General features: G+C 38.3%; 19 protein-coding genes. 8 read left to right on the top strand and 11 right to left on the bottom strand.

Going from position 1 to position 26,160, the window contains the following annotated elements:
- Genes secB through RI844_RS14940 form a run of 3 tightly spaced genes read right to left on the bottom strand, consistent with a single transcriptional unit; the run spans position 1 to position 1,281 of the window.
- Positions 1-519, bottom strand: a complete 519-nt coding sequence (gene secB / locus RI844_RS14950) for a protein-export chaperone SecB (RefSeq protein ID WP_348395469.1) — start codon at positions 517-519, stop codon at positions 1-3.
- 55 nt (positions 520-574) lie between these two features.
- Positions 575-832, bottom strand: a complete 258-nt coding sequence (gene grxC / locus RI844_RS14945; protein WP_348395468.1) for a glutaredoxin 3 — start codon at positions 830-832, stop codon at positions 575-577.
- A gap of 23 nt (positions 833-855) precedes the next feature.
- Positions 856-1,281, bottom strand: coding sequence for a rhodanese-like domain-containing protein (locus RI844_RS14940; protein ID WP_348395467.1), 426 nt, complete (start codon positions 1,279-1,281; stop codon positions 856-858).
- A gap of 243 nt (positions 1,282-1,524) precedes the next feature.
- Here RI844_RS14940 and gpmI point away from each other — a divergent pair, with 243 nt between their 5' ends.
- Both gpmI and RI844_RS14930 read left to right on the top strand, forming a co-directional pair.
- Positions 1,525-3,069 carry a 2,3-bisphosphoglycerate-independent phosphoglycerate mutase gene (gpmI, locus tag RI844_RS14935; protein WP_348395466.1) on the top strand — a complete coding sequence of 515 codons (1,545 nt, stop codon included), beginning with the start codon at positions 1,525-1,527 and terminating at the stop codon, positions 3,067-3,069.
- Positions 3,070-3,114: 45 nt separating this feature from the next.
- Complete coding sequence (locus tag RI844_RS14930; protein ID WP_348395465.1) at positions 3,115-4,248, top strand: murein hydrolase activator EnvC family protein; 1,134 nt, start codon at positions 3,115-3,117, stop codon at positions 4,246-4,248.
- 43 nt (positions 4,249-4,291) lie between these two features.
- On the opposite strand, the gene RI844_RS14925 is transcribed toward RI844_RS14930, so the two are convergent.
- Positions 4,292-4,858, bottom strand: a complete 567-nt coding sequence (locus RI844_RS14925; RefSeq protein ID WP_348395464.1) for an RDD family protein — start codon at positions 4,856-4,858, stop codon at positions 4,292-4,294.
- A gap of 312 nt (positions 4,859-5,170) precedes the next feature.
- Between RI844_RS14925 and RI844_RS14920 the strand changes: the two genes are divergently transcribed.
- The 5 genes from RI844_RS14920 (at position 5,171) to RI844_RS14900 (ending at position 16,283) form a co-directional block, all read left to right on the top strand.
- Positions 5,171-5,959 carry a divergent polysaccharide deacetylase family protein gene (locus RI844_RS14920; RefSeq protein WP_348395463.1) on the top strand — a complete coding sequence of 263 codons (789 nt, stop codon included), beginning with the start codon at positions 5,171-5,173 and terminating at the stop codon, positions 5,957-5,959.
- A gap of 598 nt (positions 5,960-6,557) precedes the next feature.
- Entirely contained in the window at positions 6,558-6,953 is a 396-nt protein-coding gene (locus tag RI844_RS14915; protein ID WP_348395462.1) for a hypothetical protein, read from the top strand.
- A 1,353-nt stretch (positions 6,954-8,306) separates the two neighbouring features.
- Positions 8,307-10,721 carry an Ig-like domain-containing protein gene (locus RI844_RS14910; protein ID WP_348395461.1) on the top strand — a complete coding sequence of 805 codons (2,415 nt, stop codon included), beginning with the start codon at positions 8,307-8,309 and terminating at the stop codon, positions 10,719-10,721.
- A 647-nt stretch (positions 10,722-11,368) separates the two neighbouring features.
- Positions 11,369-13,369 (top strand): Ig-like domain-containing protein, encoded by a 2,001-nt coding sequence (locus tag RI844_RS14905; protein WP_348395460.1) that lies wholly within the window; start codon positions 11,369-11,371, stop codon positions 13,367-13,369.
- A gap of 670 nt (positions 13,370-14,039) precedes the next feature.
- Complete coding sequence (locus tag RI844_RS14900; protein ID WP_348395459.1) at positions 14,040-16,283, top strand: Ig-like domain-containing protein; 2,244 nt, start codon at positions 14,040-14,042, stop codon at positions 16,281-16,283.
- Between the two features lie 310 nt (positions 16,284-16,593).
- Here the strand turns inward: RI844_RS14900 and RI844_RS14895 are convergent, their stop codons facing one another.
- The 5 genes from RI844_RS14895 to RI844_RS14875 are packed head-to-tail and all read right to left on the bottom strand — an operon-like array spanning position 16,594 to position 22,412.
- Positions 16,594-17,664 carry an XrtA/PEP-CTERM system-associated ATPase gene (locus RI844_RS14895; RefSeq protein ID WP_348395458.1) on the bottom strand — a complete coding sequence of 357 codons (1,071 nt, stop codon included), beginning with the start codon at positions 17,662-17,664 and terminating at the stop codon, positions 16,594-16,596.
- A gap of 1 nt (position 17,665) precedes the next feature.
- The gene (locus RI844_RS14890; protein ID WP_348395457.1) at positions 17,666-19,279 is read right to left on the bottom strand and encodes a TIGR03016 family PEP-CTERM system-associated outer membrane protein; all 1,614 of its coding nucleotides are present in this window, start codon (positions 19,277-19,279) and stop codon (positions 17,666-17,668) included.
- Complete coding sequence (locus RI844_RS14885) at positions 19,236-20,147, bottom strand: XrtA-associated tyrosine autokinase (RefSeq protein ID WP_348395456.1); 912 nt, start codon at positions 20,145-20,147, stop codon at positions 19,236-19,238. The genes RI844_RS14890 and RI844_RS14885 overlap by 44 nt, the downstream gene beginning before the upstream one ends.
- 2 nt (positions 20,148-20,149) lie before the next feature.
- Positions 20,150-21,736, bottom strand: coding sequence for an XrtA system polysaccharide chain length determinant (locus tag RI844_RS14880; RefSeq protein WP_348395455.1), 1,587 nt, complete (start codon positions 21,734-21,736; stop codon positions 20,150-20,152).
- A 34-nt stretch (positions 21,737-21,770) separates the two neighbouring features.
- Positions 21,771-22,412: an XrtA/PEP-CTERM system exopolysaccharide export protein gene (locus RI844_RS14875; RefSeq protein ID WP_348398362.1), complete on the bottom strand. Its 642-nt coding sequence runs from the start codon at positions 22,410-22,412 to the stop codon at positions 21,771-21,773.
- A 211-nt stretch (positions 22,413-22,623) separates the two neighbouring features.
- Here RI844_RS14875 and RI844_RS14870 point away from each other — a divergent pair, with 211 nt between their 5' ends.
- On the top strand, positions 22,624-23,973 hold the full coding sequence (locus tag RI844_RS14870; protein WP_348398361.1) for a TIGR03013 family XrtA/PEP-CTERM system glycosyltransferase: 1,350 nt from the start codon (positions 22,624-22,626) through the stop codon (positions 23,971-23,973).
- On the opposite strand, the gene RI844_RS14865 is transcribed toward RI844_RS14870, so the two are convergent.
- Both RI844_RS14865 and RI844_RS14860 read right to left on the bottom strand, forming a co-directional pair.
- On the bottom strand, positions 23,953-24,972 hold the full coding sequence (locus RI844_RS14865; protein WP_348395454.1) for a polysaccharide deacetylase family protein: 1,020 nt from the start codon (positions 24,970-24,972) through the stop codon (positions 23,953-23,955). The genes RI844_RS14870 and RI844_RS14865 overlap by 21 nt on opposite strands.
- Positions 24,969-26,153, bottom strand: a complete 1,185-nt coding sequence (locus RI844_RS14860; RefSeq protein ID WP_348395453.1) for a hypothetical protein — start codon at positions 26,151-26,153, stop codon at positions 24,969-24,971. The genes RI844_RS14865 and RI844_RS14860 overlap by 4 nt, the downstream gene beginning before the upstream one ends.
- Positions 26,154-26,160 lie beyond the last annotated feature (7 nt).

The raw sequence follows: 26,160 nt of genomic DNA, 5'->3' as shown, positions 1-26,160 counted from the left end.
TTATGCGTCTAATTGTTGCGCTGAATCACCTTGAGCTGCTTGAGCTTCTGCAGCACGCTTTTGTACGTATGATGCAAATAGTGCGTCAAAGTTAACCGGTGCTAAGTTTAACTGCGGGAAAGTACCACGCGAAACTAAGCTACTAACAACTTCACGAGCGTAAGGGAATAACGTATTAGGACAAAAAGAACCTAGTGTATGTGCAACTTGTTGCTCAGGCATATTACCAATAGTGAAAATACCCGCTTGTTGAACTTCACATAAAAATGCAACTTCTTCGCCTAAGTTAGCAGTAACAGTTAACGCAAGCACTACTTCAAACGTACCTTCTGCTAATTTGTTAGAACGTGTATCAAGATCTAATTTGATCTCTGGTTGCCATTCTTTTTGAAAAATAGCAGGGCCTGCTGGAGATTCAAAAGAAACATCTTTTGTAAAAATGCGTTGAATAGCAAATTGTGGTTGTGCTTGTTGCTCATCAGCGCCATTTGTCGCTGGATTTTGGTTTTCTTCAGACATATTCTGTACTTCCTAATTTGATTAAATATCGCTGCTGAACAGCTGTTCTAACTTATTAATTTATTAATAACGCATCTAATTTTTGTGAATAATGAAGGTCCATTAAATCATCACAGCCACCAATAACCTGATCGTCAATGAAAATTTGTGGAACTGTCATACCGCCATTACTGCGTTGAATCATTTCGGCACGTTTTTCTGGATGTAAATCGATGCTTATCTCTTCGAAGTCAACGTTCTTTTGTGTAAAAATAGACTTAGCTCTAACACAAAAGCCGCAAGTCATTCGGGTGTATATAACAACATTTGCCATCAGTTTGCCTTACTTGAAACGAGCTATTTAGCTACTGGTAAATTAGCGCCTTGCCATGCGGCAAAACCACCTTTTAGAATGCTTACCTGTTCGAAACCCGATTTAGCCAGATTACTTGCGGCTTTGCTAGCACTCATTCCAGCAGCACATACAACTATAATGGGATTAGCTTTTTCTTTTTCAAGGCTTGTAAGCTCATTGTTGGTAATTTTTTCAATTGATACTTGCTTTGAACCAATAATGTGGCCCTTTTTAAAATCACTATCACTGCGAATATCAACAATTACACCATTTTCACGGTTAACCAATAAGGTTAGCTGCTGGTTATTAATTTCTTTAATTTTAGACAACTTACTTTTGATGGTAATTACCAACAACATAGTTACAATTGCCAACCACGCCATACTTAATACTGGATTATTTCCAGCAAATTCAATGTATTGTTCCATACTACTATTTACTCTATGCTTAATATCAATTTCAACTTATCGATATACATTTACTTTTGGCGTAAAACAGACATCCTGCACACCCATTTAAAGGGGACAAGTATACCTTTTGAGCATTAAGATGCCAGTTAATTAAAAAAATACTCATTGATTTGCTCTCAACTATAGCCCTGAGGGCTGATATTTAATAGTATTAGAGCCTTATCCAGATAAATTTCATTACTGCATTAACAGGGCAATCTCATGAACAACAAAAAATCTATGGTGTTATTAATTCTCGACGGTTGGGGATATCGTGAAAATCGCAATTCAAATGCCATTTTTCATGCCAATACACCTGTAATTGATGATTTAATGAAAAATTGCCCGAGCATGTTAATTGAAACCTCAGGTATGGCGGTAGGTTTACCTGACGGTCAAATGGGTAACTCAGAAGTTGGCCATGTAAATTTAGGCGCAGGCCGAATTGTTTATCAAGATTTCACTCGCATTACTAAAGCCATTGAAACAGGTGAATTTAGCCAAAACCAAGTTCTTACAGGTGCGGTTGATAAAGCCGTAGCAAACGACAAAGCAGTACATGTATTTGGTTTGATGTCGCCAGGCGGCGTGCACAGTCATGATGATCATATTCTTGCTTTATTAGATATGGCAAAAGAGCGCGGGGCAAATAAAGTTTATTTACATGCATTTTTAGATGGCCGAGATACACCGCCACGTAGTGCAGAGTCCGCACTGAAAAAAGCTGAACAAAAATTTTCCGAGTTAGGTAATGGACAAGTCGCGTCTATTATTGGTCGATATTTTGCTATGGACAGAGACCAACGTTGGGATCGTGTTGAAGCAGCTTACAACTTATTAGTAAGCGGCGAATCACTATTTACAGCAGAATCTGCAGTTGCTGGGCTAAAAGCTGCGTATGACCGAGATGAAAACGATGAATTTGTATCTGCTACAAATATTCCAGATGTCAATGGTAATGCGATTTCTGTAAACGATGGTGACTCGCTAATTTTTATGAACTTTAGAGCTGATAGAGCTAGACAATTCAGCCGTTGCTTTACTGAAGCTGACTTTTCTGGTTTTGAACGCAAAGCACAACCAAAACTCGCTGAGTTTGTCATGCTTACTCAATACGCTGCAGATATAGATGCGCCAGCAGCTTTCCCACCAGAACCATTACACAATGTGATGGGAGAATGGTTAGAAAAACATGACAAAACCCAATTACGTATATCTGAAACAGAAAAATATGCTCATGTAACGTTTTTCTTCAGTGGCGGTAAAGAAGATACCTTTAATGGCGAAGAGCGAATTTTAATCCCTTCTCCACAAGTAGCTACTTACGACCTACAACCAGAAATGAATTCAACATTACTTACCGATAAACTTGTTGCGGCAATCGATAGTGGTGAACATGACTTAATCGTTTGTAATTATCCAAATGGTGACATGGTCGGTCATACTGGAAAATTTGATGCCGCGGTTAAAGCCTGTGAAGCTGTCGACCATTCTATTGGTAGAGTCGTTGCAGCACTAAAACGCAACGGCGGTGAATGTTTGATTACTGCCGATCATGGTAATGCTGAGATGATGGTAAATGCCGCCAGTGGACAAGCTCATACTGCCCACACTTGTGAGCCAGTACCATTAATTTATGTTGGCCGAAATGCAACGGTTGCTAAAACAGGCGCATTAAGTGACATATCACCTACCTTGCTACACCTTATGGCAATGGAACAACCGAGTGAAATGACTGGCACACCATTAATGACTTTGAGTGATTAAACTTAAGTGACCTTGTTGTACGCATTCATACAAAATAGCCACACAATGAATAAAGCAATTAAGCTTTTTTCATTGTGTGTGTTATGTTTTTTGTGCTTGAATCAAGGTACTGCCCATGCGCAAAATGATGAGACTAAAAAAGATTTATCTTCGGTTAAACAAAAAATAAAACAACAAAAAGCCGCAATTCAACTTACCAATGAACAACAACAACGCATTCAACAGCAACTCAAAAAAGATGACTTAGCCATAGCCAAAACTGCGGCAAAGATGAATGAAACGCAAGTAAAACAAAAACAAACTAAAGAAAAGATAAATAAGCTAAATCAACAACAGCGAATATTAGCAACTAAAAAGAAACAGCAAGAAGATGTACTGGCGGAACAAATTCGCAGTGCTTATTCTGCCGGCCATCACGATTATTTAAAACTATTACTTAATCAGCAAGGTCCTAGTAAAGTTCAGCGTACCCTCACCTATTACCAATACTTGAATGATGCTCGGATGACCAGCATCGAAAATTTTGAACAAGTATTGATTGAGCTAAGTAAAATTGAACAACAACAGCAGCAACAAGCAGAGCAGCTGCAAATATTAGTTGCCGAGCAAAAACAACAAAAGCAGGCGATTGAGACAAAGCAGCAAGAACGTAAGCAAACGTTGAAAAGCTTAAATTCACAAATATTGTCTAGCAAACAACGTCTTAATAAACTTGAAGGTGAAGAAAAATCTTTAATTCAAACCTTAGCCAGAATTCAAGCTCAGCTACAAAAAGAGAAAGAACTGAAAGGCCTAAGCAAGCTTAAGAAAAAACTGAAATGGCCGGTACAAGGTCGTATAGCACATAGCTTTGGTACAAAAAAGCAAGGCTACTTACGCTGGAAAGGTGTGTTATTAAATGCTGGCGTAGGTAAAAGTATTAAAACCATTCACAATGGCACTGTATTATTTGCTGATTGGCTCAAAGGTTATGGCTTAGTCATAGTGATTGATCATGGTGAAGGGTACATGAGCTTGTATGGACATAACCAAACACTGTTAAAAGGCGTAGGAGATCGGGTTGAAATTGGTGAGCCTATTGCTTTGGTTGGTCAAAGTGGTGGTCAAAGTCAGTCTGGCCTGTATTTTGAGATTCGCCATAAAGGTAAACCAGTAAACCCAAAACTCTGGTGTAAGTAACTCTTCGAGGATAACGTCCGAATAAATTCAGACCTACGGTTAATTAGTTTGAGCTGGCAAGTTCTTTGCTGGGCGCTTTTACTATAACGACGGTACCCGCTAACAAGTCTTGCGCTGCCTGATTACGTTTAGTAAACATCATCACCACAAATTCGCTCATTAGCCAATACCCAAATAATTGTGCCCACAGGGCTGAAATAGCAGGATTAAAACTAGCTAAATACGCCTCTCGAGCATGAAAGCCCATATTGGCATAATGACTGAAGTCCATCGTAAATAATGCCGTTAAAGCAAAAGCAGCGCCAAATACTGCAAAACCAAGATCTACTGAACTGCGCTTAAAGGAAGTATTAAAGTCAAAGCGGTGTAAATTTTTATCGACAATCATTAAACCTAAAAAATGTTTACCAAAAGTAGCGCCGTACTTACCATTAAAATAATAGCCATAATACCAATAAGCAAAATGACTAAAAATTATCGCAAAGAAAGCAAAAGAAATGTGCACATAAGCCAAACTTGAAATGAGTAATATAAAGAGCAAAATTATCAAACCATCAATCACATTGGCCATCATACGTTGCCAAATATTTGCATAACTAACTGACTTCATTTAAGACTCCTAAACCACATATAAATATGTTCAATAAATAGTAACCCGTACTTATTTATTATTGAATTATTTTTCAATTGACCTTTTTTCAGTATAAACAGTACCCCCATTGATAACTGTAATCAAGCTGTAACTGAACAATATCAAGCTGTAACCCGCATATTTAAAGGCCTGGTAAACTTATTGAAAACTAAAGGTTAATTAAATTTAAAAAAAACGTTTACCACTCGATTTTAGGATTTAATATTGCTATTCTGACATTTACAAGCATGGCTTTAGACCAATGCATTTTATAAAAATAAGAATTTTTCAGTGCGTATATTTTTCTCTTTAATTATTTTTGTATCCTTTAATCTATTTGCTGTAGGTGCCAATGCACAAAGCAAAGATAAAATAGCCATTGTTATTGATGACATCGGCTATAGAGCAACCGACAAAACTGCCTTGCAACTCCCCAAACAAGTTACTTTTTCAGTTCTGCCACATACCCCGTTTGGTCGTGAATTAGCTGAACAAGGCAACCAGCAACAACGTGAAATTTTGTTGCATGTACCAATGGAATCAATCAACAATTTATTGCTAGGCCCGGGCGCCTTAACAAGCACCATGGACGAAGCCAACGTTAAGAAAACATTAGCGGCTTCTATTGCTGATATCCCTCATGTAATTGGTATCAATAATCATATGGGTAGTTTACTTACGCAAAAATCTGCTCCTATGTCTTGGACTATGCAGTTTTTAAAAGATAATGATTTATTTTTCTTAGACTCAAGAACCAGTAAATATTCCCAGGCAGAATATATTGCGCAACATGTAGGTGTACCAAGTTTACATCGGCATATCTTCTTGGATAATAAAATTGATGAGCAATACATTGAACAACAATTTAAAAAATTAATTTCGAGTAGTAAGAGAAATGGCGCGGTAATTGCCATCGCTCACCCACATCCCACGACAGTGAAAGTCTTAAAGAGAATGATCCCAACTCTGGCAAAGCGTAATATTGAGTTGGTTACAATTTCACAGTTATTACCTACCGAGTCCAGTATTCAAATCAGTCAACAAATGAATATTGACTACAGTCATAAACAGGTCGAATAGCCTAATTCCACACATTAATGCAGTTATAGGTAACCTCTAGTATCTTTTAGAAACATAAATATGCCCCATAACTGGTTACATTTTTATGAGTCAATAATATATTTTTGCTTAATCAAACGAATGCTAGGGATACCTTCTATTTGAGTCAATTCCCTATAAATGATTGCAAACTTGCTTGGATTCAAAATGGAAACTATGCTTTCTATAACCTTTGCAGTAATTCTATTTTTACAAGAATGTACAAAGGTAAATTTAAACAATAATTATATCCTTACGTTGAATAGGAAGTTTACTTTTGCAAAAAGTCTTATCACTAATTTCAACCCCGATTCCCACTCAGTGGTTATTTTCGGAAATTTCCCCTAATTCCAATGTTTTACTGTGGAAACTCCATAGGTACTTTTTAAAGAATACTCCCGTATGGCACAAACTAGTATTAAGGAATAACCAGAGTTGTAAAGTAAAGTATTATGCTGAGGGTAAATATTTTTATGTTTTCAAGATTTTTGGTAGCAGCAGATTACTTAAAATAACTCGGCAGGAGTTTTATCACAAATGTGATAATAAAAACGCATATAGAACGGAGCAGAGTTGTCTGATGATGAATCAACTTGCTGATGAAGGTTTGGCTCCTAAGTGTGAATACTTAGGAGGGTGCGCCATGATTGTTGACGATGCCGGACCGCAAATAAGCGTTGATAAAATCAATACACGCGATTGCATAATTGATTTTTTTTCTCAACTTCTAGATTGGTCTTTAAAGCATGGTATTGTTAACCTTGATTATAATGAGAACAATTGGTGCTTTAACGGTGCGCAACTTCTTTTAGTCGATATTGATTTTGACAAGACTTGCCGACTACAAGAAATACGAACTAACCCTGTAGTAATAAAGAGGATCGACGTGAAAGCGTATAGTGATGATCACGCGGCTCTTGTTGCATTTTTAAACGTGGAAGAACAGCTTTTATGGAATTACCTCAATCAAGGGTAGTTTGATATGCTTGGTTGTATCTATAAATTTTCAAACTATCCAGAAATTATTGTCGGCAAAAAGGCTGCCTGATAGGACAAAGTCTCACTTTTTTTGTCTCGATATGCGGTCGTTCTTTGTCGTGACCTACCTAAGTCAAAATGCCTTCAACCTATACCTACTCATCGCAGCTTATTTTTTTTGTCATCGGAAATTGGAACGGTGCACTGATCATAGCAAATTAGAATGTATTCAATGCAGTTGTTAATTTAGTTGCTTTGCGCTGTTTTATCACAAATAAAGTAAAGTATAGCTTTTAAGCAGTCGGGTGATTATATAGGTCAAATGGCTTGTTTTATATAATTCTCTGTAAAAAATATGTTAACTGTACATTTTGATTACAAAAAATATGCAATTATTTTTTTTTCAATTGTATAAAATTAACTCGTTTTAAATTAAACATTTATTAACTTTAGTGGTTCGTAAGTTAAAACAGCAGAGTTAACAACTGACTAAAAATCAACCTCCACTGTTGACCTCTCCACCAGTTTTATCATACCTTTCTTATCAGGATATAAGAAGAATAAACAACTTTTAGGTCGGTTTTTTTGGAGTTAAACCAATAAAATTGAGCTTTTAAGGGGTTTTGTAACTTAGCTAAAGAAACCGTATTCGATTTTGAAATGAATGGTACAAATACTTAATTTATTTTTAAAAAATAGACTACGATACTTTTCCTAGCTTTCAGAACTGTCAGGAATTTATTGCATGTTAACCTTTGATTAACATAAAAATAATAATAGACAATTTAATGCGTTAGCATGTGTGTAGATTTCACCTAATAGTGGAGTCTGAAATGTTTTGTATGACCAACTGCTTGGTTTTTACTTACTAAAGCTTGGTAAAAATAACGTTTGTCGTTTTTTACGACAGGAACAGTGTTTTTACATAAGTCGTCATTACTGACGATGCACTTTATTGTGCACTTTCCCCGACTTACCTTAATTATTAAGGTGCTTCAACACACTATCGAATTCATTAAATCCCTTCATTTTTACAATGCAGTTAATGCTTAAATAGTTATTTTAAGGCTTTGTGCTGAACTAATGCTTTTAAGTGTTTTTCGCCAGATGCTAATCAAGTTTTTATTGGCTAAATTTACCTCACTTTTCGAAGGTAAGCCGTAGCTTTGATTATTATCTATTTGGCGGTTTAAGAACAACAAATTTTTAAAACCGCCTTATTAGTTTTCATATATCAATTAAAAGTTGGAGGAACATTGAAGTGTTCTTAAATAATATTTTAATAAAAATAAAAAGCAGTTCGACAAAAATAATAACTGCCTCGCTGATAGCTTCATTAGTGTCATATTCTGTGACAGCATCAGCAGCAAAAGGGTCACCAAAAGGTCAACAACCTATCACAGTTACTAGCCATACACCTGCTGCTAACGCTGATAATGTTGCAATAGACACCAACGTTAAAGTGAATTTTTCAAAATCAATCGAGTCCGGCTCAGTTAAGGCAACGATAAAAGTATCAAATTCACAGGGGACCGTCAGCGGAACGACTAGCATCACGGATGCTCGACTTACCTTTACCCCAGCAGCAGATCTAGATCCTGAGAGCGTATACTCAGTTACCGTTGGGTCTGCATCATCATCTAAAAAGACCATAACTCAAACCAGCTGGGCCTTCACCACAGCAGCAGCTCCGGAAGTTCCAGTAGATCCGGTTGATCCCGTTGATCCGGTTGATCCAGTAGATCCGGTTGATCCCGTTGATCCGGTTGATCCTGTTGAGCCAGTCACAGTTAGCAGCCATACTCCACGACATGACGCTACAGGTGTGGCAATCAATCCAAGCATAGAAGTGAACTTTTCAGAGTCCATTGAATCGTCTGAGGTTCAAGCAATTATCGCTGTGACAAATGCACAAGGCGCAGTTGCTGGCAGCACGGTTATCTCTGGTGCAACGCTTACCTTTACCCCCTCAGCTGATTTAGAAAATAACAGTGAATACGAAGTTGCTATCAGCTCTGCTGCCGAATCTGCAAGAGAAATTAGAGCAACCAGTTTTGATTTCATCACCGTTGCTGCACCGGTTGATCCAGTTGACCCGGTTGATCCGGTTGATCCAGTTGACCCAGTAGATCCAGTGGACCCTGCACCTTCAGCTCCTAAAAATTTCACTTTAACCTCAATAAAATCATCGGGTAATACTCTGGTTACCATGGGCATTCCTTTTGCTCCTGGCGTGTTCGCGGACACAGATATGCTGAGAGTATTTGACGAGTCAGGCCAAGAAGTAGACATTTTTGTGAAGCCAACCCTGCAATGGCACTTTAAAGCTGCTCCTGAAAATACAATACGTGCGGTTAAAGTACAGTTTTACGCCGACATGAATAGCGGTGACGAACAAACCTACAGTTTCGATATCAGTGAACAGCGTAATACCAGTCAAGATCTTAGCGAGAAGTCGCTGTCAGAATCCTTAACCGCCAGTACCGCATCAGGTAAAGACGGTGTCGACATTCTTAAAATCGTTGCTATCCATGAACCTCAGTACCTAGCAGACTCGCAGCTTATCGAGCCGTTTAAACCAGAAGTTAATGATAAGCACAAAACCTATACTACGGCACAATTTAGTTGGGCGAAAAATCTTAACTTTGGAAGTTCTAGCCAATCCGACTGGTTATTTGACCGTCCAACAGCGCTGTATAAAATGTGTATGAGAAACGGTCAATCTGACTGTTATGTGGAAGCAATCCAGTCATATCATTATTGGAAAGACAATTTAATCACTCAAGGGCAAGCATCATACCCGGATTGTGCCGGCGGTTTAACCATCAACGGTTCGAGCAAAGCGTGTGATGTCAAATACCTATACCTAGAACCGGTTAAACTTCATACCGCACTTACTGGTATCGACAAAATATTCAGCGATAGAGTATTTCTGAAGAAAATGGCAGATTTGGCTGACGAAACTTACTATCAGGGCAATCATTCTGATGATTACGATGCCGACGATAGTTTCACCGAACGAGGCGCCGGTATTGGCTTATTGGCGAAAGTGATCGCTTACGAACTGCTTCCAGAGCATGCAGCGTCAATATTAAGTAATATAAACCAGCGTATTGATGTGCTTTATGATATGCAGCAAACACCACCGGATGGCTTTGCCGTTGATGATACATTCCGTCATTCATGGGCGCGTCATGAATATACTTCTTATCCAGGTGTTATTGCCGACGATAGACGCTTCTCGCCATGGATGAGTGAAAATATTGTCGATGCTCTATGGCATCAATATCAAATAGCGCCTTCAGATAAAATCCAAAAGATGTTGTTAGGTATGGCCAGAGGTACGCTGAAATGGGGCTTTAACGCATCGAGCGGTTATATCGATAAATTTGGCAACAGCTTATCTAATTTACCTAATGGTGATGAGTGGAACAGTAGCTGCTCTGTAGAAACTAATGGTTATAAGCCTATTGCCTTATATTCAGGCTCTTCTACCGCGGATGATCAAGCATTGATTTCGACGCAAAATAGTAACGGTCAGTCTTCGGATGCACATAATGCTGAAACCGTATTAATCTTAGCGATGGGCTATCACTTTAGCAACGATGCGGCTGAAAAAGCAGAATTTAATAATTTAATTCAAGACATTCATAACAGTTACTTTACCCAATCATGCGGCAGTAACGGCGCAACTAAAAGAAAGTTTAACTGGAATAACCGTAGTAATGCCTGGGGCACTTACTTATTCATTAAAGATGCTAGCTAATCACTAACCACTAGTTACTTACAATATCTATAGAGGCGTGCAAATCCTGTTGTTCATCGGATTGCACGCCTTTATTTTTTCTGCATATTTTTTACTTACTGATTCATATAAGAAAATATCAGCTGCTGTTTTTTGAGTCGCTTTCTGTACATTCTTCCTACAATTCGTTACGGATTGGCGCAAGCGATGCTGTTAACATCTGTTGGAAACTTAAACGGTTCAATAATAGTAAGAACAGAACTTCCTGTAACACTCGTCATTATTTGAAGTACGTCATAATCCATGAGATTTAAATTGCTCAATTTTGCCTGGCATTGTTGCGCCTGGACAAAACTCGATTTGTAATGCTTTGAATATAGGAGGGAAACAACAGCAGCAGCGGCAACAGCTAAACGGGCGGATTAAAAATGAGCAATTTTGGTGAAAGGCGTTCTTGCTCCTAATTTTACTTATTGCCCGGATAAATTGGCCATCAGTTGTAATGGAAAGCAATTAATTAAAGGTCATACAAAGGGTACCTGAAAGGAATAGTTAAGGTAACTCAGCTTTTGAAAATTAAAAAATCATTACGGTGAATCAAAGTGTTAAACAATAAAATTCAATTCAATTATTATAAAAAAAAGTGTTCATTGCAGTTGCAGGCACTTGTGTTAATTACTTTAACTGCATGTGGAGGTGGAGGTGGTGATAATGAATCCGATGTCCCTGTAGATCCAGATACCCCGATCACTGTTGACAGCCTCACTCCGGCAGCTAATGCTGATAATATCGATATAACTCCAAACATCGAAGTACTATTCTCAGAATCAATCGAATTACCTGGGATGCAAACAACCGTTGTATTGGAAAATTCACAAGGGGCCATCCCCGGTAGCAGTATCATTTCTGATGAAAAACTTACCTTTACCCCGTCAGAATATTTAGATTATTCAAGCAAGTACACTATTACTATAGGCTCTGAAGAAACATCAGCAAGGGAAATCACCGAATCCAGTTCGGTTTTCACCACCGCTTCAAAGCCGGTAGATCCAGTAGAGCCTGAACACTTCACCTTGAGCTCGATCAATTCATCAGGTAATACTCTGGTTACTATGGGCATTCCATTTGCTCCTGGAGCACTAGCGAACACCGATATGGTTAAAATATTTGACGAGTCAGGTCAGGAAGTAAACATTTTTGTGAAACCAACCCTGCAATGGCACTTTAAAACCGCTCCTGACAATACAATACGTGCGGTTAAAGTACAGTTTTACGTCGATATGGATAGCGGTGAAGAACAAACTTACAGTTGGGATATCAGCGAAGAGCGTGATACAGCCCAAGATCTTAGCGAGCAGTCGTTGTCACAATCCTTAACCGCCAGTACAGTTTCGGGTAAAGCCGGCGTCGACATTCCGAAAATCGTTGCTATCCATAAACCTCAATACCTTGCCGACTCGCAACTGATCGAGCCGTTTAAACCAGAAGCCAGTGATAATCATAAAACCTATACAACAGCGCAGTTTAGTTGGGCCAAAGACCTTAATTTTGACAGCTCTTCTTTATCCGACTGGTTATTTGACCGTCCAACAGCACTTTATAAAATGTGCATGAGAACGGGTCAAACTGACTGTTATGTGGAAGCAATACAGTCATATCATTATTGGCAAAGCAATTTAGTCACCCAGGGGCAAGCATCATACCCAGATTGTGCCGGCGGTTTAAATATCAATGGTTCGAGCAAAGCTTGCGATACTAAATACCTTTACTTAGAGCCGATCAAGCTTCATACGGCATTAACCGGTATCGACAACGTATTCAGTGATAAAGTTTTTCTGAAGAAAATGGCAGATTTGGCCGATGAAACGCACTACCAAGGGGATAATTATGATAATTACGAAGCCGACGGTAGTTTCACGGAACGAAGTGCCGGTATTACCTTATTGGCGAAAGTTATCGCTTACGAACTGTTACCAGAACACGCCGAGTCGATATTAACGGATATAAACCAGCGTATTGATGTGCTCTATGATATGCAACAAACTCCGCCGGATGGCTTTGCTGTTGATGATACATTCCGTCATTCATGGGCACGTCATGAAGGTCAGAGCTATCCGGGTGTTATTGCCGACGATAGACGTTTCTCGCCATGGATGAGTGAGAATATTGTCGATGCCCTATGGCATCAATATCAAATAGCGCCTTCAGATAAAATCAAACAGATGTTGTTAGGTATGGCCAGAGGCGCACTGAAATGGGGCTTTAACACATCGAGCGGTTATATCGATAAATTTGGCAGCGGCTTGTCTGATTTACCTAATGGTGATGAGTGGAACAGTAGCTGCTCTGTAGAAACTAACGGTTATAAGCCTATCGTCTTATATTCAGGCTCTTCTACCGCGGATGACCAAGCATTGATTTCGACGCAGAATAGTAACGGTCAGTCTTCGGATGCACATAACGCTGAAGCTGTTTTAACCTTAGCGATGGGCTATCACTTTAGCAACGATACGGCTGAAAAAGCAGAATTTAATAATTTAATTGAAGACATTCATAACAGTTACTTTACCCAGTCATGTGGAAGTAACGGCGCAACTGAAAGAAAGTTTAACTGGAATAACCGTAGTAATGCCTGGGGCACTTACTTATTCTTGAAAACGAGTAGCTAGCAACACTCATAGAGGTGTGTAATCCTGTTTTAATTGGTTTACACGCCTTTATTTTTAAGCGAAATGATGACATTACTAATTATCGGACTTGAAATAAAATTGTGGAACTATGCCCACAATAGCGACAAACGTCATTATATTGTTTAAATGCAAAAAAAAATTTTTCTAAACTTGTATTTTTACTTACTGATTCATATAAGAAATTTATTTTTGCTGCTTTTTAAGTCCAATTCCGCTTAAGTTTTGTACAAATCGTTACAAATTGATACAAACAATCCTGTTAATCTTTGTAGGAAATTTAATCGGTTCAATAATAGTAAGCAGCAGCCCCGCCTGTAACACGCGCCATTATTTGAAGTACATCATAATCCATGAGATTTAAATCAATCACTTTTGCACGGGATTACTGTGCCTGAACAAATCGCGATTGAAGGTGTTTTAAATATAGGACGAAGGGAAAAGCAGTAGTGGAAACGGCTAGTGGATCGAATTAAAAATGAGCAATATAAACAAGTGGAGTTCTTGTTTCTAATTTAATTAATTGCTCGGATTGATTGGCCATCAATTGCAATGGAAGTAAATTCATTAAAGGCCATACAAAGAGTACCTGAAGGGAGTAGTTAAGGTAACTCAGCTTTTGAAAACAAAAACATCATTACGGTAAATTAGAATGTTAAACAATAAAATTCAATTCAATTATCACAAAAGAAAGTGTTCATTGCTGGTGCAGGCACTTGTGTTGATTACTTTAACTGCATGTGGAGGTGGAGGTGGTGATAATGAATCCGATGCCCCTGTAGATCCAAATACCCCGATCACTGTTGATAGTCATACCCCAGCAGCTAATGCTGATGAAATCACTATAAGCCCAAATATCGAAGTGACATTCTCAGAATCAATCGAATCACCAGGGGTGCAATCAACGGTCATATTGGAAAATTCACAAGGGGAAGTCGCCGGTAGCAGTGTCATCTCTGATGACCAGCTTATTTTTACCCCGTCAGAAGATTTAGATTACTCAAGTAAGTATACACTTACCATTGGCTCCGAAGAAACATCTGCAAGGGAAATCACCGAAACCAGTTCGGTTTTCACCACCGCTTCAAAGCCAGTAGACCCAACTGATCCAGTTGACCCAACTGATCCTGTAGACCCAACTGACCCAGTAGACCCAACTGACCCAGTAGACCCAACTGACCCTGTAGACCCAACTGATCCAGTTGACCCAACTGACCCAGTAGACCCAACTGATCCAGTAGACCCAACAGACCCTGTGGACCCTGTGGACCCTGTGCCTACAGATCCTGAACACTTCACTTTAAGTTCGATAGATTCTTCGGGTAATACTCTGGTTACGATGGGCATTCCATTTGCTCCTGGCGCACTAGCCAGCACCGATATGGTTAAAATATTTGACGAGTCAGGTCAGGAAGTAAACATTTTTGTGAAACCAACCCTGCAATGGCACTTTAAAACCGCTCCTGACAATACAATACGTGCGGTTAAAGTACAGTTTTACGCCGATATGAATAGCGGTGAAGAACAAACTTACAGTTGGGATATCAGCGAAGAGCGTGATACAGCCCAAGATCTTAGCGAACAGTCGTTGTCACAATCCTTAACCGCCAGTACAGTTTCGGGTAAAGCCGGCGTCGACATTCCGAAAATCGTTGCTATCCATAAACCTCAATACCTTGCCGACTCGCAACTGATCGAGCCGTTTAAACCAGAAGCCAGTGATAATCATAAAACCTATACAACAGCGCAGTTTAGTTGGGCCAAAGACCTTAATTTTGACAGCTCTTCTTTATCCGACTGGTTATTTGACCGTCCAACAGCGCTTTATAAAATGTGTATGAGAAACGGTCAAACTGACTGTTATGTTGAGGCAATACAGTCATATCATTATTGGCAAAGCAATTTAGTCACCCAGGGGCAAGCATCATACCCAGATTGTGCCGGCGGTTTAAATATCAATGGTTCGAGCAAAGCTTGCGATACTAAATACCTATACCTAGAGCCGATCAAACTTCATACGGCATTAACCGGTATCGACAACGTATTTAGTGATAAAGTTTTTCTGAAGAAAATGGCAGATTTGGCCGATGAAACGCACTACCAAGGGGATAATTATGATAATTACGAAGCCGACGGTAGTTTCACGGAACGAAGTGCCGGTATTACCTTATTGGCGAAAGTTATCGCTTACGAACTGTTACCAGAACACGCCGAGTCGATATTAACGGATATAAACCAGCGTATTGATGTGCTCTATGATATGCAACAAACTCCGCCGGATGGCTTTGCTGTTGATGGTACATTCCGTCATTCATGGGCACGTCATGAAGGTCAGAGCTATCCGGGTGTTATTGCCGACGATAGACGTTTCTCGCCATGGATGAGTGAGAATATTGTCGATGCCCTATGGCATCAATATCAAATAGCGCCTTCAGATAAAATCAAACAGATGTTGTTAGGTATGGCCAGAGGCGCACTGAAATGGGGCTTTAACACATCGAGCGGTTATATCGATAAATTTGGCAGCGGCTTGTCTGATTTACCTAATGGTGATGAGTGGAACAGTAGCTGCTCTGTAGAAACTAACGGTTATAAGCCTATCGTCTTATATTCAGGCTCTTCTACCGCGGATGACCAAGCATTGATTTCGACGCAGAATAGTAACGGTCAGTCTTCGGATGCACATAACGCTGAAGCTGTTTTAACCTTAGCGATGGGCTATCACTTTAGCAACGATACGGCTGAAAAAGCAGAATTTAATAATTTAATTGAAGACATTCATAACAGTTACTTTACCCAGTCATGCGGAAGTAACGGCGCAACTGAAAGAAAGTTTAACTGGAATAACCGTAGTAATGCCTGGGGCACTTACTTATTCTTGAAAACGAGTAGCTAGCAACACTCATAGAGGTGTGTAATCCCGTTTTAATTGGTTTACACGCCTTTACTTTTAATTAAGTACGAAGAATCTATGCGCACAAAGTCTCGTTTTGTCTGCCCCTAAAATTGACCTAGTTTATACCAATTTTATTAAGTATATGGCCTATTTTCATGAGGAAAAACGGGTAATTACCCTGCCTGAAATTTAGTAAGTAGTTATCCCTCTTTTCAATTTTATAAAGCCGTAGTTATTTGTTTTAACCATTAAAAAAATGAACAGATATTTAGTCAGCTTCGTATAAGAAGTATAGTCCAACCTATCCTTGTTAATTCCTTGTTTCCGTATTCTCGTCTCTGCCATTAGGCTTGGCGACTATTAAATTTTTTTGTTTAATCAACTTGTCCAAATAACGATTCATTTTAATTTTTTTTTCAATGTTTTCTTGTAAAAAGTCGTCCATTTTTGTTAATAACTGCATTATATTCTCGTTATCATAATTTACATTTTGCTGATTCTCTTGAGTATTTATTAACCCTCTAGTTACGGCCGCGGCTTCCATAGAGTGACTAGTGTGTATAGAAGCACTCAGTTCATCCGCCATCTCATCAATCACGGCCAATACATCGTTTACTTCAAAGAATTTTACATTATTCAAAAACCCATAAAGTAAGGTGCGATCCATGAGTAAATTGATTTTTCTCGGTACCCCAAGGGTTTTTTGTTGAATTATGGTAAAACAGTCTTCTGAAAATAGATTCGGATTTTTTATCTCTGCAAGATTCAATCGATGGTTAATGTATTTGCTAACTTCATCAGTTGAAAGTGGTTGGAGGTGACAAGAAGCAATTATTCGTTGCCGAAATTGTTCCATCTCTGGACTTTGGATGATGGTTCTTAATTCTTCTTGACCGAGTAAAAAGCTTTGCAATAACGGTTTGCCATTCTTTTGGAAATTGGACAACATTCTTAACTCTTCAACGGTATCTGTAGGTAGATTTTGTGCCTCATCCACCAGCAATAAGGCACGCTTGCCCTGCTCAGCTAAATAAATCAGGTGCCGCTCAATTGATTTTAACAACTCTGATTTATTGTTTGAAGACGGAGTCAGGCCAAATTCTTTGACGATAACAGCAAGTAAATCTTCTGGCGATAATCGACATGTAACGATTTGGATGGCTTTAATATTACTGTTTTTAATCTGTTGTAATAAGCTAAGTGCCAGAGTTGTTTTACCGGTACCTACAGGACCCGTTATCACGATAAACCCTTCGCCTTGCTCTAAACCATATTGTAAATAGGCAAGTGCCTGTTTATGCTTACTCGAAGCAAAGAAAAACTTTGGATCGGGGGTTAATTGAAAGGGTTTAGTTTTTATATCGTAATATTCTTCGTACATATTAAAACTCTTTTACTAGCTGCAGGTAAACACGGTTTTCTTCATAATTAACAGAAAGGTTTGAGCTTTTATTAAGGTGTAGAACAGAATAGGTGACATTGAGAGTCCGATTTAAGGTTTTGGTCCATCCAATATTGTAGCGACGATAATAGTCATTCTGAGCAGAGGAGAGTAAATCGTTTTCATTCAGGCTATTTTCATAATAGCTAAATTTAAAGGATAATTCCGAGCTTCTCGAGGTAAGCCGAGTGATTGTAAAGCCCGCGCTATCATAAGTGTCGTAATCTCCAAATTCGAGATTTTCTCTTTTGTCTGTCTTTAAATTTAATTGGTAAGTAGTTCGACTTAAACTTAGTTCTGTAGTAAAACTAAATGTTTTAATTAAACTAAAAGCATTAGATTTTTGCAATTCTAATTGGGATACGGTATCGACAAAAGTATACTGGCTCAAATCAACACTTTCATCGGGCGATAACAGACAATTGTCTAATTCTACCGACTCTCCAGTTAGGCACCATAACTCTTGAATGTCTGTCGGCACATATTCAGCACGATCAAATGCATCGATTACTTCATTATAACTAATTGTTGTGGTCAAACGTTTTGTTCTGTGCCTATATGCCAGTTGATACGCATCGCCAAAAAAGCGTTTATAGTATTTAGCGAACAAATCGGTTCTCGCTGACGGTTTCCACCCGATTGAACCGCTGAAATAATCATCTGTTTCATCGCCTGCTTCCCCTTGTGAGTCATTTTTTTCATCCACAATATTGTAAGAAACATCGATAGTTAGGTGATCGGCAGCACGCCAACGTAAGCCTGCTCCGATAGAAGATGTGCCTTGAATTTCACTCACGTCTAAATTGCCGCTGAAATCTTCGTCATAAAAGCGTAGAAATGGATTGATTTTTGAGTTAGTAATATAACCAATTTTCATATCGGCCATATAAAACCGTCCCTCGCGGCTACTTTCTTCATAATCAAAATAATTGCTATTTACATCCCAAAATAACAGTCGTGAATTATGACCACTTTCGCTGGCAAATGACGCGTTATAGCCATCTCTTTCACCAACATTATCTTCAGCCTCATCTAAAACCAAATTAATAGCAGAGTCGACGGAAAAACTTGAAGAAATAATATTGTAAGCCAATCCAACCTTGTAGCTGCTATATTCAACAGTATTGGCGGATACAAAATCTGCAAAAGAGCTACGGGCATCACTTCGACTAACATGAGTTATAGATGCTGAAGCTTGAAGTGATAGTCCATTAGGCAGCAAATCGATACTGCCATTAGCGAGAAGAGTATTGTAGGTGTCCTCTAAGTCATGATTATCGCTATACCAAGTTTGTGTTATAGCATAATCCAGATCAACGCTCGCCCCGTCGGCTAGGTATTGAAGGTTTAACCCTGGCGTTAGTAGTGTCACAAAGTTATCGTTTCTTGCTCTCGGTCGCAGCTCTATATTGTCACTATAAATTTCATCGACACTCAACCTTGGGGTCACCTGTAAATCACCAGCGAAAGTTGAACAAGTAGATAACATTAGAACAGAAACTACAGATAATTTAATTCTCCGGTTTGTTACCATAACCGTATCCGTAATAGCCATACAATTCCTTTTGTGAATTAATTGCCTTATTTATGACTAGCCCTTTGGCTAGTTCATCAGGTAGTAACAAGCACGCTTGATTTACCTGATTTACCGACGTTTTATTTTCTTCGGCCACAATAAGCACCTGTCCCATTAGGCGTGCTAATACGGAGGTTTCTGTTACCCCTAACAGCGGTGGTGAATCGAATATAACTACCCGGTCGGGATACCTGGTTGATAGTTCTTTGGCTAAAGTAGCCATACGCTCACTGGCCAATAATTCATTGGACAGATAGTTTGGCGTGCCGGCAGGAATGAATTTTAAGTTATCGATATTGGTATGGTAAATAATATCTGAAACCTGTTCCTTTTCGCCAAGCAAGTATTCGATTAGTCCCGATTTACCGCTACGGCCAAATTCATAAATAACACTAGGCTTTAATACATCGGCATCAATTAATAACACTTTTTTATCTTGTTCCAAGGCAATACTTAAGGCTAAATTGATCGCAATATAGGTTTTTCCTTCGTCAGCTTTAGCACTGGTAACCATGATTAAATTCGGATTATCCAATGTTCTCGATACTACGCCAAAAGCATTATTAAGAAGCTTACGTTTTATTTGTCTAAACTGCTCTTGAAGAGCTCGATTGTCTGCCATTGTCTCTGGCACAATATAGTCATTATAGGCCAGTTTCGCTAAATTTATTTCTAAACAATTTGTTTGCTCTAAGCTACTGATTGGAGTATTTATTTGCGGATTTGCAATTTCGGGTTGTTCAGCTTCATTTTTTTGTTCAATGTTTTTCTCGAGCGCCGATTCTAGCTCTACTTCATGTATTCTAGACGCTTTCTTCTTGGCCAGAGCCCGCTCAATTGTCGACATTATTAAAAGTTCCTTAACTGTTGCGGTTGGAGAATATTTGCTGCCCAAAAGTAGCTAATGAAAGCCATCAACATAAGTAGTATGAGTAAATTTGAAATATGAAATATACGGTTTTTCTGTTTTAGGTTACTAGCCAGTTGCAATTTTTCAGACGCCGTAATTATGCCAAATGTCGGTAGCCCTACCATTCGGCTAAGTTGCGGTGCTGACATAACTAAAGGATTGATTTGCAACATTAAAATCACTAAACTAGGGCCAGCACTAAAACCGGCAATTAACACGGCGAAAAACAGAGCCATTCGATATGGACCTACGGGTTTCAACGGTGCCCTCGGGGGATCTATTATTCTAAATTGAATTCTTTCCGCTGTCGCATCGGCTTCTTTTGCCAGAGCAGCAGTTGCTTTTCTTGATAGCAATTCTTCATATTTTGTTTTGTTGATTTCATAGTCCCGGTTCAAAGCAACAAGTTCGACCTCAATTTTAGGCAATATATGTATTTTGGAATTTAATTCATCAACTTCTCTTTGATAATCTAGGGCCCTTACTCGTAAAGAGGCAATTTCATTTTCCAATTTGTTTATATCAATTTTCATCGCTTGATATACTGGATTTTTTCTAGTTGCATTTAAACTGTTCGATTCGCCATTGTTATTTGTGTAATAATTTTCAATTTCTTTTCTTCTCTGCGCTTTCAATTCAATTAACCGACGTCTAACTTCTCTTACATCTGGGTGCTGCTCAGTATAACCAATTAAAAGATTGTCGAGATTGGCTTGCAACGATAAAATACTTTCGTCGTATGTTGTGATAATTGCGCCATCTTCCATCACATTATCTGAAATTTTATCTTGCTCACCAAATTCTTTACTTAGTTGCTCTTGCGCCGATGACAATCGAGTTTGAGTTTCAAGTACCTCTAAATTGGTCTCTTTAAGGAGAAGCTTGATTTTTTCAAGTGATGAATAAAAACTTTTGGAATTACCGGGCATTATGCCGATATATTTTTGTTTAAATTCGGCTAAACGACTTTCGGCTTCAGCGAGACGTTGCTCGTAATCTTCAATTTGTTGCTGTAAAAAAAATTGCGCACTCTCAGTATCACTGCGAGTTTCACTTAATGTGTTGTCGATAAAAACAGCTAACGCGGCTTCGATAATACTCTGCGCTAATTGCGGAGTTTTTTCCTTAATAGAAAGTGTATAAATATTTTCTTGGCCGGAACTGTATATGACAATATCATCTTTAAGATCCTCTATAAGAGATTCAAATTCATCACTATTTTTCACCATTGAATCCATTTCTGTCATCTTAACAATACGCTCTAAATTCGAACGACTCAATAAGGTTTTAATCATTAGTTGGATCTGAAGATCGGGATCAGTTTCAACCATTACCCCCTTCATTAATGGCCTAAGCAATGATTGAGTGTCAACATAAACACGAGCGGAGGCTTCGTATTGGCTCGGTAAAGAGGCAACCACAAACCAGCCAATCGGGCAAATTAACCAAGTAGAAATAATCACATAATGTTTTTTATTCCAAACACCAAGTAAGATTTCCTTTAATTGTTCTAGTTGATATTGCATCTATATATCTTTATTTGTATTGTATTGAATTACATTAAAACCATGCTTCTGGTATCACGATAATATCGCCCGGAAGTAGATCAACATTTGCCTTAATATCACCGTATTTAATTAAATCTTCGATAAATAATTGATATTGCTTTTGTTTACCATTTTCAATCCTTACTAAAACAGCATCATTACCATCGGCAAAGTCAGTTAGCCCTCCAACGGCAATCATGACATCAAGTAAAGTCATATTTTTACCATAACTCACCGCACTAGGTTCTGTGGCTTCGCCAATTACTCTGATTTGCTCACTGTACGGGCCGACAAAATCTTCAATGGTGATGGAAACTATTGGTTCTCTTAAGTAAATAGATAATCTTTCTTCAATGATTCTGGCCAATTGGGTCGGGGTTTTTCCCGAGGCTGGTATATCTTCCGCTAGTGATGTCGTAATTTTTCCATCTGGCCGTACGATAAAACTTCCCGATACCTCGGGGTTTCGCCAAACAAAGATATTGAGGGTATCACCGGGGCCAATTAAATAATTATAAGCCGTGGCGGTATCAGTTTGTGCAGGATAGACAGTTGCAGTCGGCAATGTCCTGCCCACGCTACTACAACTTGCTAATAAATTTAGCAAAAAAATAGCCGCTATCACAGACTTTAAGAGCAAAAAAACTTTCGTCATAACTAAAAGCCTTATTGTTAATTTAAATATTGTTACTAGCTTTGAGATTAGTCGATAGATAAAAAATTGCATAAATTTCACTCAAAAAAGCTTCTATTTTATTTGCTTGGTCTATTATTAAATCTTAGTCCAATGATTAATTGTTTCCGATAATCTAATTTTTACAAGGTAGTAAATTTTGCATAACAATAACGTGAATTATTCCAACCTCATGCTAAGGCTACTTTTACTCGGTGATATAGGTTTATTTTTCATTGCATTTTTCCTTTCGAATGTTGACTCATTTTCCGAAACTTTAACAATAGAGATAATTACCAGTACCGTTTTATTTGTTTTTATTATGCAACTTAGCTTTTTAGGATTAGGTCTTTATAAGTCTAAAATTCGGGAAAAGTTATGGGGGATTTTAAGGCGCTTGCTCATAGCTAGCGCAATAAGTTATATATTATTGACTATTTTTGGACAACTTACTGGCAATCCTTATCTGCACACTGACTTTGTCCTAACTGCTTGTTTTATCAGTTTTATCTCTACGGCAATATTTCGTTTATTGCTGTTTAAGTTTAATGTGTTAGGCTTCGCCAAGCGTAATATATTGGTTCTAGGTTCTGGCCAAAGGGCTTTAGTTATTGAAACTCGCATGCGCAGAGAAGTTGATCGACAAGGCTACAATTTGATTGGTTTTGTACCTATGGGGGGGGATATAAATAAAGAAATCGCAGAGGAACATATCGTAATATTGTCCACCAGTCTCGTCCAATTTGTTTTACAGAATCAAATTCATGAAATAGTCGTTGCTACCGATGAACGACGGGGAACTCTTCCAATTGATGAGTTATTCGCCTGTAAAATTCGGGGGGTTTCAGTTACCGAAATCCTTGATTTTATTGAAAATGAAACGGGCCAAATTGCCGTAAATTTAATTTATCCAAGCTGGGTCATTTATTCCCAAGGATTTACTTCCAGTAATGATTTAAGAGCCACCTTTGACAGGTTATTTAATAGCGGTTTGGCCATTGTCTTATTCATTCTCACTTGGCCCTTTATGCTGTTAGCCGCCTTCGCCATTAAAATAGAGGATGGTATTGATGCTCCCATCCTCTATTGGCAAGAAAGAATCGGCTTTAATGGCAAAGTGTTTAAAATCGTTAAATTTCGCTCTATGACTTTAGATGCCGAATGTGATGGTGCAAAATGGGCAGAAGAGAATGATACGAGAGTGACTAAAGTTGGTCGATTTATTCGTAAGTATAGGCTCGATGAATTACCACAAATTTATAATATATTAACCGCCGATATGGGGTTTGTTGGGCCAAGACCAGAGCGGCCCGAATTTGTAGACAGGTTAAAAGTTAATATTCCTTATTACTCTGCAAGACATACCGTTAAATCAGGGCTCACCGGTTGGGCACAGCTTAAATATGCTTATGGCGCAACTGAAGAGGATGCAATGGAAAAGCTCAAATATGACCTTTACTATATTAAACATCGCAGCTTCATGATGGACTTACTAATACTAATTCAAACTGCCGAAGTGGTCTTATTCGGTAGAGGCAGATAGTGTTTCCTTGATGAAATGTAAACAAAGGGAAGATTTCAGTGTTTCAACATTGCAATTATCTGATATTGCGAATCGTTTTAACGTAAATCTATTCTTGTTCAGTCGCGTGTTTATCCCAGGTAAAAAAGTGAAAGCCATTTGATATTCAAATTCTTCAAGGCACTTAGTCGAGCTTTTGTTGTAGGATGTTTCCCCACCAACAGGGTAAGCAAAACTACGCACTGGCTGGCCGTTCAATTGCGTCTCAAGTTTCTGTTTGGATTGTAAAATTTCAAATGTTTGCTCTTGCTCCTCTAAGTGGGAAAGTATTCGGTGCGAGCAAGTATGTGAACCTATAGTAATACCATTTGCTGAAACCTCTCGCACCATATCCCAGTCCATGAACAATTGTTCTTTAGGCATTACCTGCCGTTCATCAATATTTAAGTCCATTCTTATTTGGATAAGTTTTTCTTCCATAGTTGTTTTTGTGTCACTTTTTACTTTTTTCAAAAGCAAATATATCTGTTCACGAGAGTCTAATGTTTGAAAACCATTTGGTAATTGCCATTTTTTAATAAACTCTTGATGTAATTCATTATTTTTTAATAACCAGGCAATTTCATCCCACCAAGGGACTTTTTGTTGGTCAATAAAATCAGTCGCTATAAAAAAACAAGCTGGAAGATTGGCTGCTTTTAATAAAGGATAAGCATGTAAATAATTATCAAGATAGCCGTCATCAAAGGTAATTAATGCGAGTCGCTTGTTAATTTTTTTGTTGCTATGTATTAAAGAATTTAATGTTTCAATATTAATAACTTCAAAATTGTTTTTATAAAATTCTAACTGTTCTTTAAAATGCTCTTGTGTACAACTAAATAGGTGAGGATCAAAGGCGGTATCATTTTCATCACCAATTCGGTGATAATTAAAAACGTACAAACCATGTGGTTTAAAATGCCAACACAGTTTTTCTACCACAGATAATTGTAAAATCCTTTGATAATAACTCATCATGAGCAAGCTACTCGAACATTTTCAGATGCATTCTTATAGTTGGGTTTAGCAATCAAAAAGTCTCTATATTGATTTGGATTTCCTTTTTTATTCGTTTCAGCTGCTTTTATTATGTTGTACATTTCACGCGCTGAGACATAATGTAAAACATAGTTTTTGCCATCGTTGTAATGCGTGTCTAGGTCATGACACATTTGCTCAAATGGTGTGCCTAAAAGAGTATCCATCGACTCTTCTTGCGCACCATGGGTATGTACTTTGATAAAGATCCATTCCGGCCGCCCTGCTACTGAAATGGCGGTTTCAACCCAGAGTTTTATTCGATTCAACGTTACTGGCAAATTTTTACGTATATCAGCATTTTCTATTTTTGGGAAAACTCCTTTTTTTCTTTGTTTGAAATTTAATCCTAATGGACCGGTTATTATCATTAAATCGCCTGAGGCTGGCTTACTACAGGTTACCGGTTTCCCCTTATTATGAGAATTAGGCATTCCAGGCTTATCGGAAGCGTAATATATTTCATTGGCAAAGGCTGGTTGGGTAGGGCTAGGCGCCGATGGAAAGGTGAGATCGGCATAGCAACCAGTGTCTCTAAGAATAATCAGTTCATCATTAACTCCGCACATTGTACCGTCAGGATTTGAATTATTTAAGCACCAATTGCCGTGGACGAATGAATATTGTAAAAGTCCGGTTACTGGGTGCCGGGTAAATGCGCCATGGTTTTCATGTAATATCTGGGTAAAGTTGCTCAGGGTTTTTGTTAAATTTTCACTGTTGTCATTATCATGATGTAAATGAATTTCTATTTCTCCCAGATCTTGCGCACAGATGTTGGCAATTTTATCCAGGTGTTCTTGTCGATACTCTTCCTCGGGATAATAAAAGCAATGCTTTGGATGGCAACCGTCTGCATCTTTGAATTTCTTTGCCACTTTCGGGTAATCATTTAACCAACGATCAACCCTTGCTCGTTCTTGTCCTATAGATATATTGTCACCCCACTGTGGTTCAAAATGATCGACAACACAAAACATGATGTGCTTAGTTCCAGAGTATTTCTTAGTGGTTAACTTGCGCAGTAAATAATGGCCTAACCATAAATCTATATTTTTAGCCTTTATGATAAAAATAAAAATGAAGATAAAAATAACTAACAAGCTAATTAAAAATGTCATTTTTTAA

The organism is Thalassotalea fonticola, assembly GCF_032911225.1.
GTDB classification, from domain to species: domain Bacteria; phylum Pseudomonadota; class Gammaproteobacteria; order Enterobacterales; family Alteromonadaceae; genus Thalassotalea_A; species Thalassotalea_A fonticola.
Note: the sequence above shows the minus strand (reverse complement) of the source record. Positions and strands in the feature narration are given on the sequence as shown.

What these genes read in the sequence shown, in the direction of transcription:
- RI844_RS14885 (WP_348395456.1), bottom strand. Translation starts at nt 20,147, where the DNA reads ATGTCGACAATTGAGCGGGCTCTGGCCAAGAAGAAAGCGTCTAGAATA.
- RI844_RS14900 (WP_348395459.1), top strand. Translation starts at nt 14,040, where the DNA reads ATGTTAAACAATAAAATTCAATTCAATTATCACAAAAGAAAGTGTTCA.
- RI844_RS14865 (WP_348395454.1), bottom strand. Translation starts at nt 24,972, where the DNA reads ATGATGAGTTATTATCAAAGGATTTTACAATTATCTGTGGTAGAAAAA.
- RI844_RS14915 (WP_348395462.1), top strand. Translation starts at nt 6,558, where the DNA reads ATGATGAATCAACTTGCTGATGAAGGTTTGGCTCCTAAGTGTGAATAC.
- RI844_RS14895 (WP_348395458.1), bottom strand. Translation starts at nt 17,664, where the DNA reads ATGTACGAAGAATATTACGATATAAAAACTAAACCCTTTCAATTAACC.
- RI844_RS14860 (WP_348395453.1), bottom strand. Translation starts at nt 26,153, where the DNA reads ATGACATTTTTAATTAGCTTGTTAGTTATTTTTATCTTCATTTTTATT.
- RI844_RS14870 (WP_348398361.1), top strand. Translation starts at nt 22,624, where the DNA reads ATGCTAAGGCTACTTTTACTCGGTGATATAGGTTTATTTTTCATTGCA.
- RI844_RS14940 (WP_348395467.1), bottom strand. Translation starts at nt 1,281, where the DNA reads ATGGAACAATACATTGAATTTGCTGGAAATAATCCAGTATTAAGTATG.
- RI844_RS14930 (WP_348395465.1), top strand. Translation starts at nt 3,115, where the DNA reads ATGAATAAAGCAATTAAGCTTTTTTCATTGTGTGTGTTATGTTTTTTG.
- gpmI (WP_348395466.1), top strand. Translation starts at nt 1,525, where the DNA reads ATGAACAACAAAAAATCTATGGTGTTATTAATTCTCGACGGTTGGGGA.
- RI844_RS14925 (WP_348395464.1), bottom strand. Translation starts at nt 4,858, where the DNA reads ATGAAGTCAGTTAGTTATGCAAATATTTGGCAACGTATGATGGCCAAT.
- RI844_RS14880 (WP_348395455.1), bottom strand. Translation starts at nt 21,736, where the DNA reads ATGCAATATCAACTAGAACAATTAAAGGAAATCTTACTTGGTGTTTGG.
- RI844_RS14875 (WP_348398362.1), bottom strand. Translation starts at nt 22,412, where the DNA reads ATGACGAAAGTTTTTTTGCTCTTAAAGTCTGTGATAGCGGCTATTTTT.
- RI844_RS14890 (WP_348395457.1), bottom strand. Translation starts at nt 19,279, where the DNA reads ATGGCTATTACGGATACGGTTATGGTAACAAACCGGAGAATTAAATTA.
- secB (WP_348395469.1), bottom strand. Translation starts at nt 519, where the DNA reads ATGTCTGAAGAAAACCAAAATCCAGCGACAAATGGCGCTGATGAGCAA.
- grxC (WP_348395468.1), bottom strand. Translation starts at nt 832, where the DNA reads ATGGCAAATGTTGTTATATACACCCGAATGACTTGCGGCTTTTGTGTT.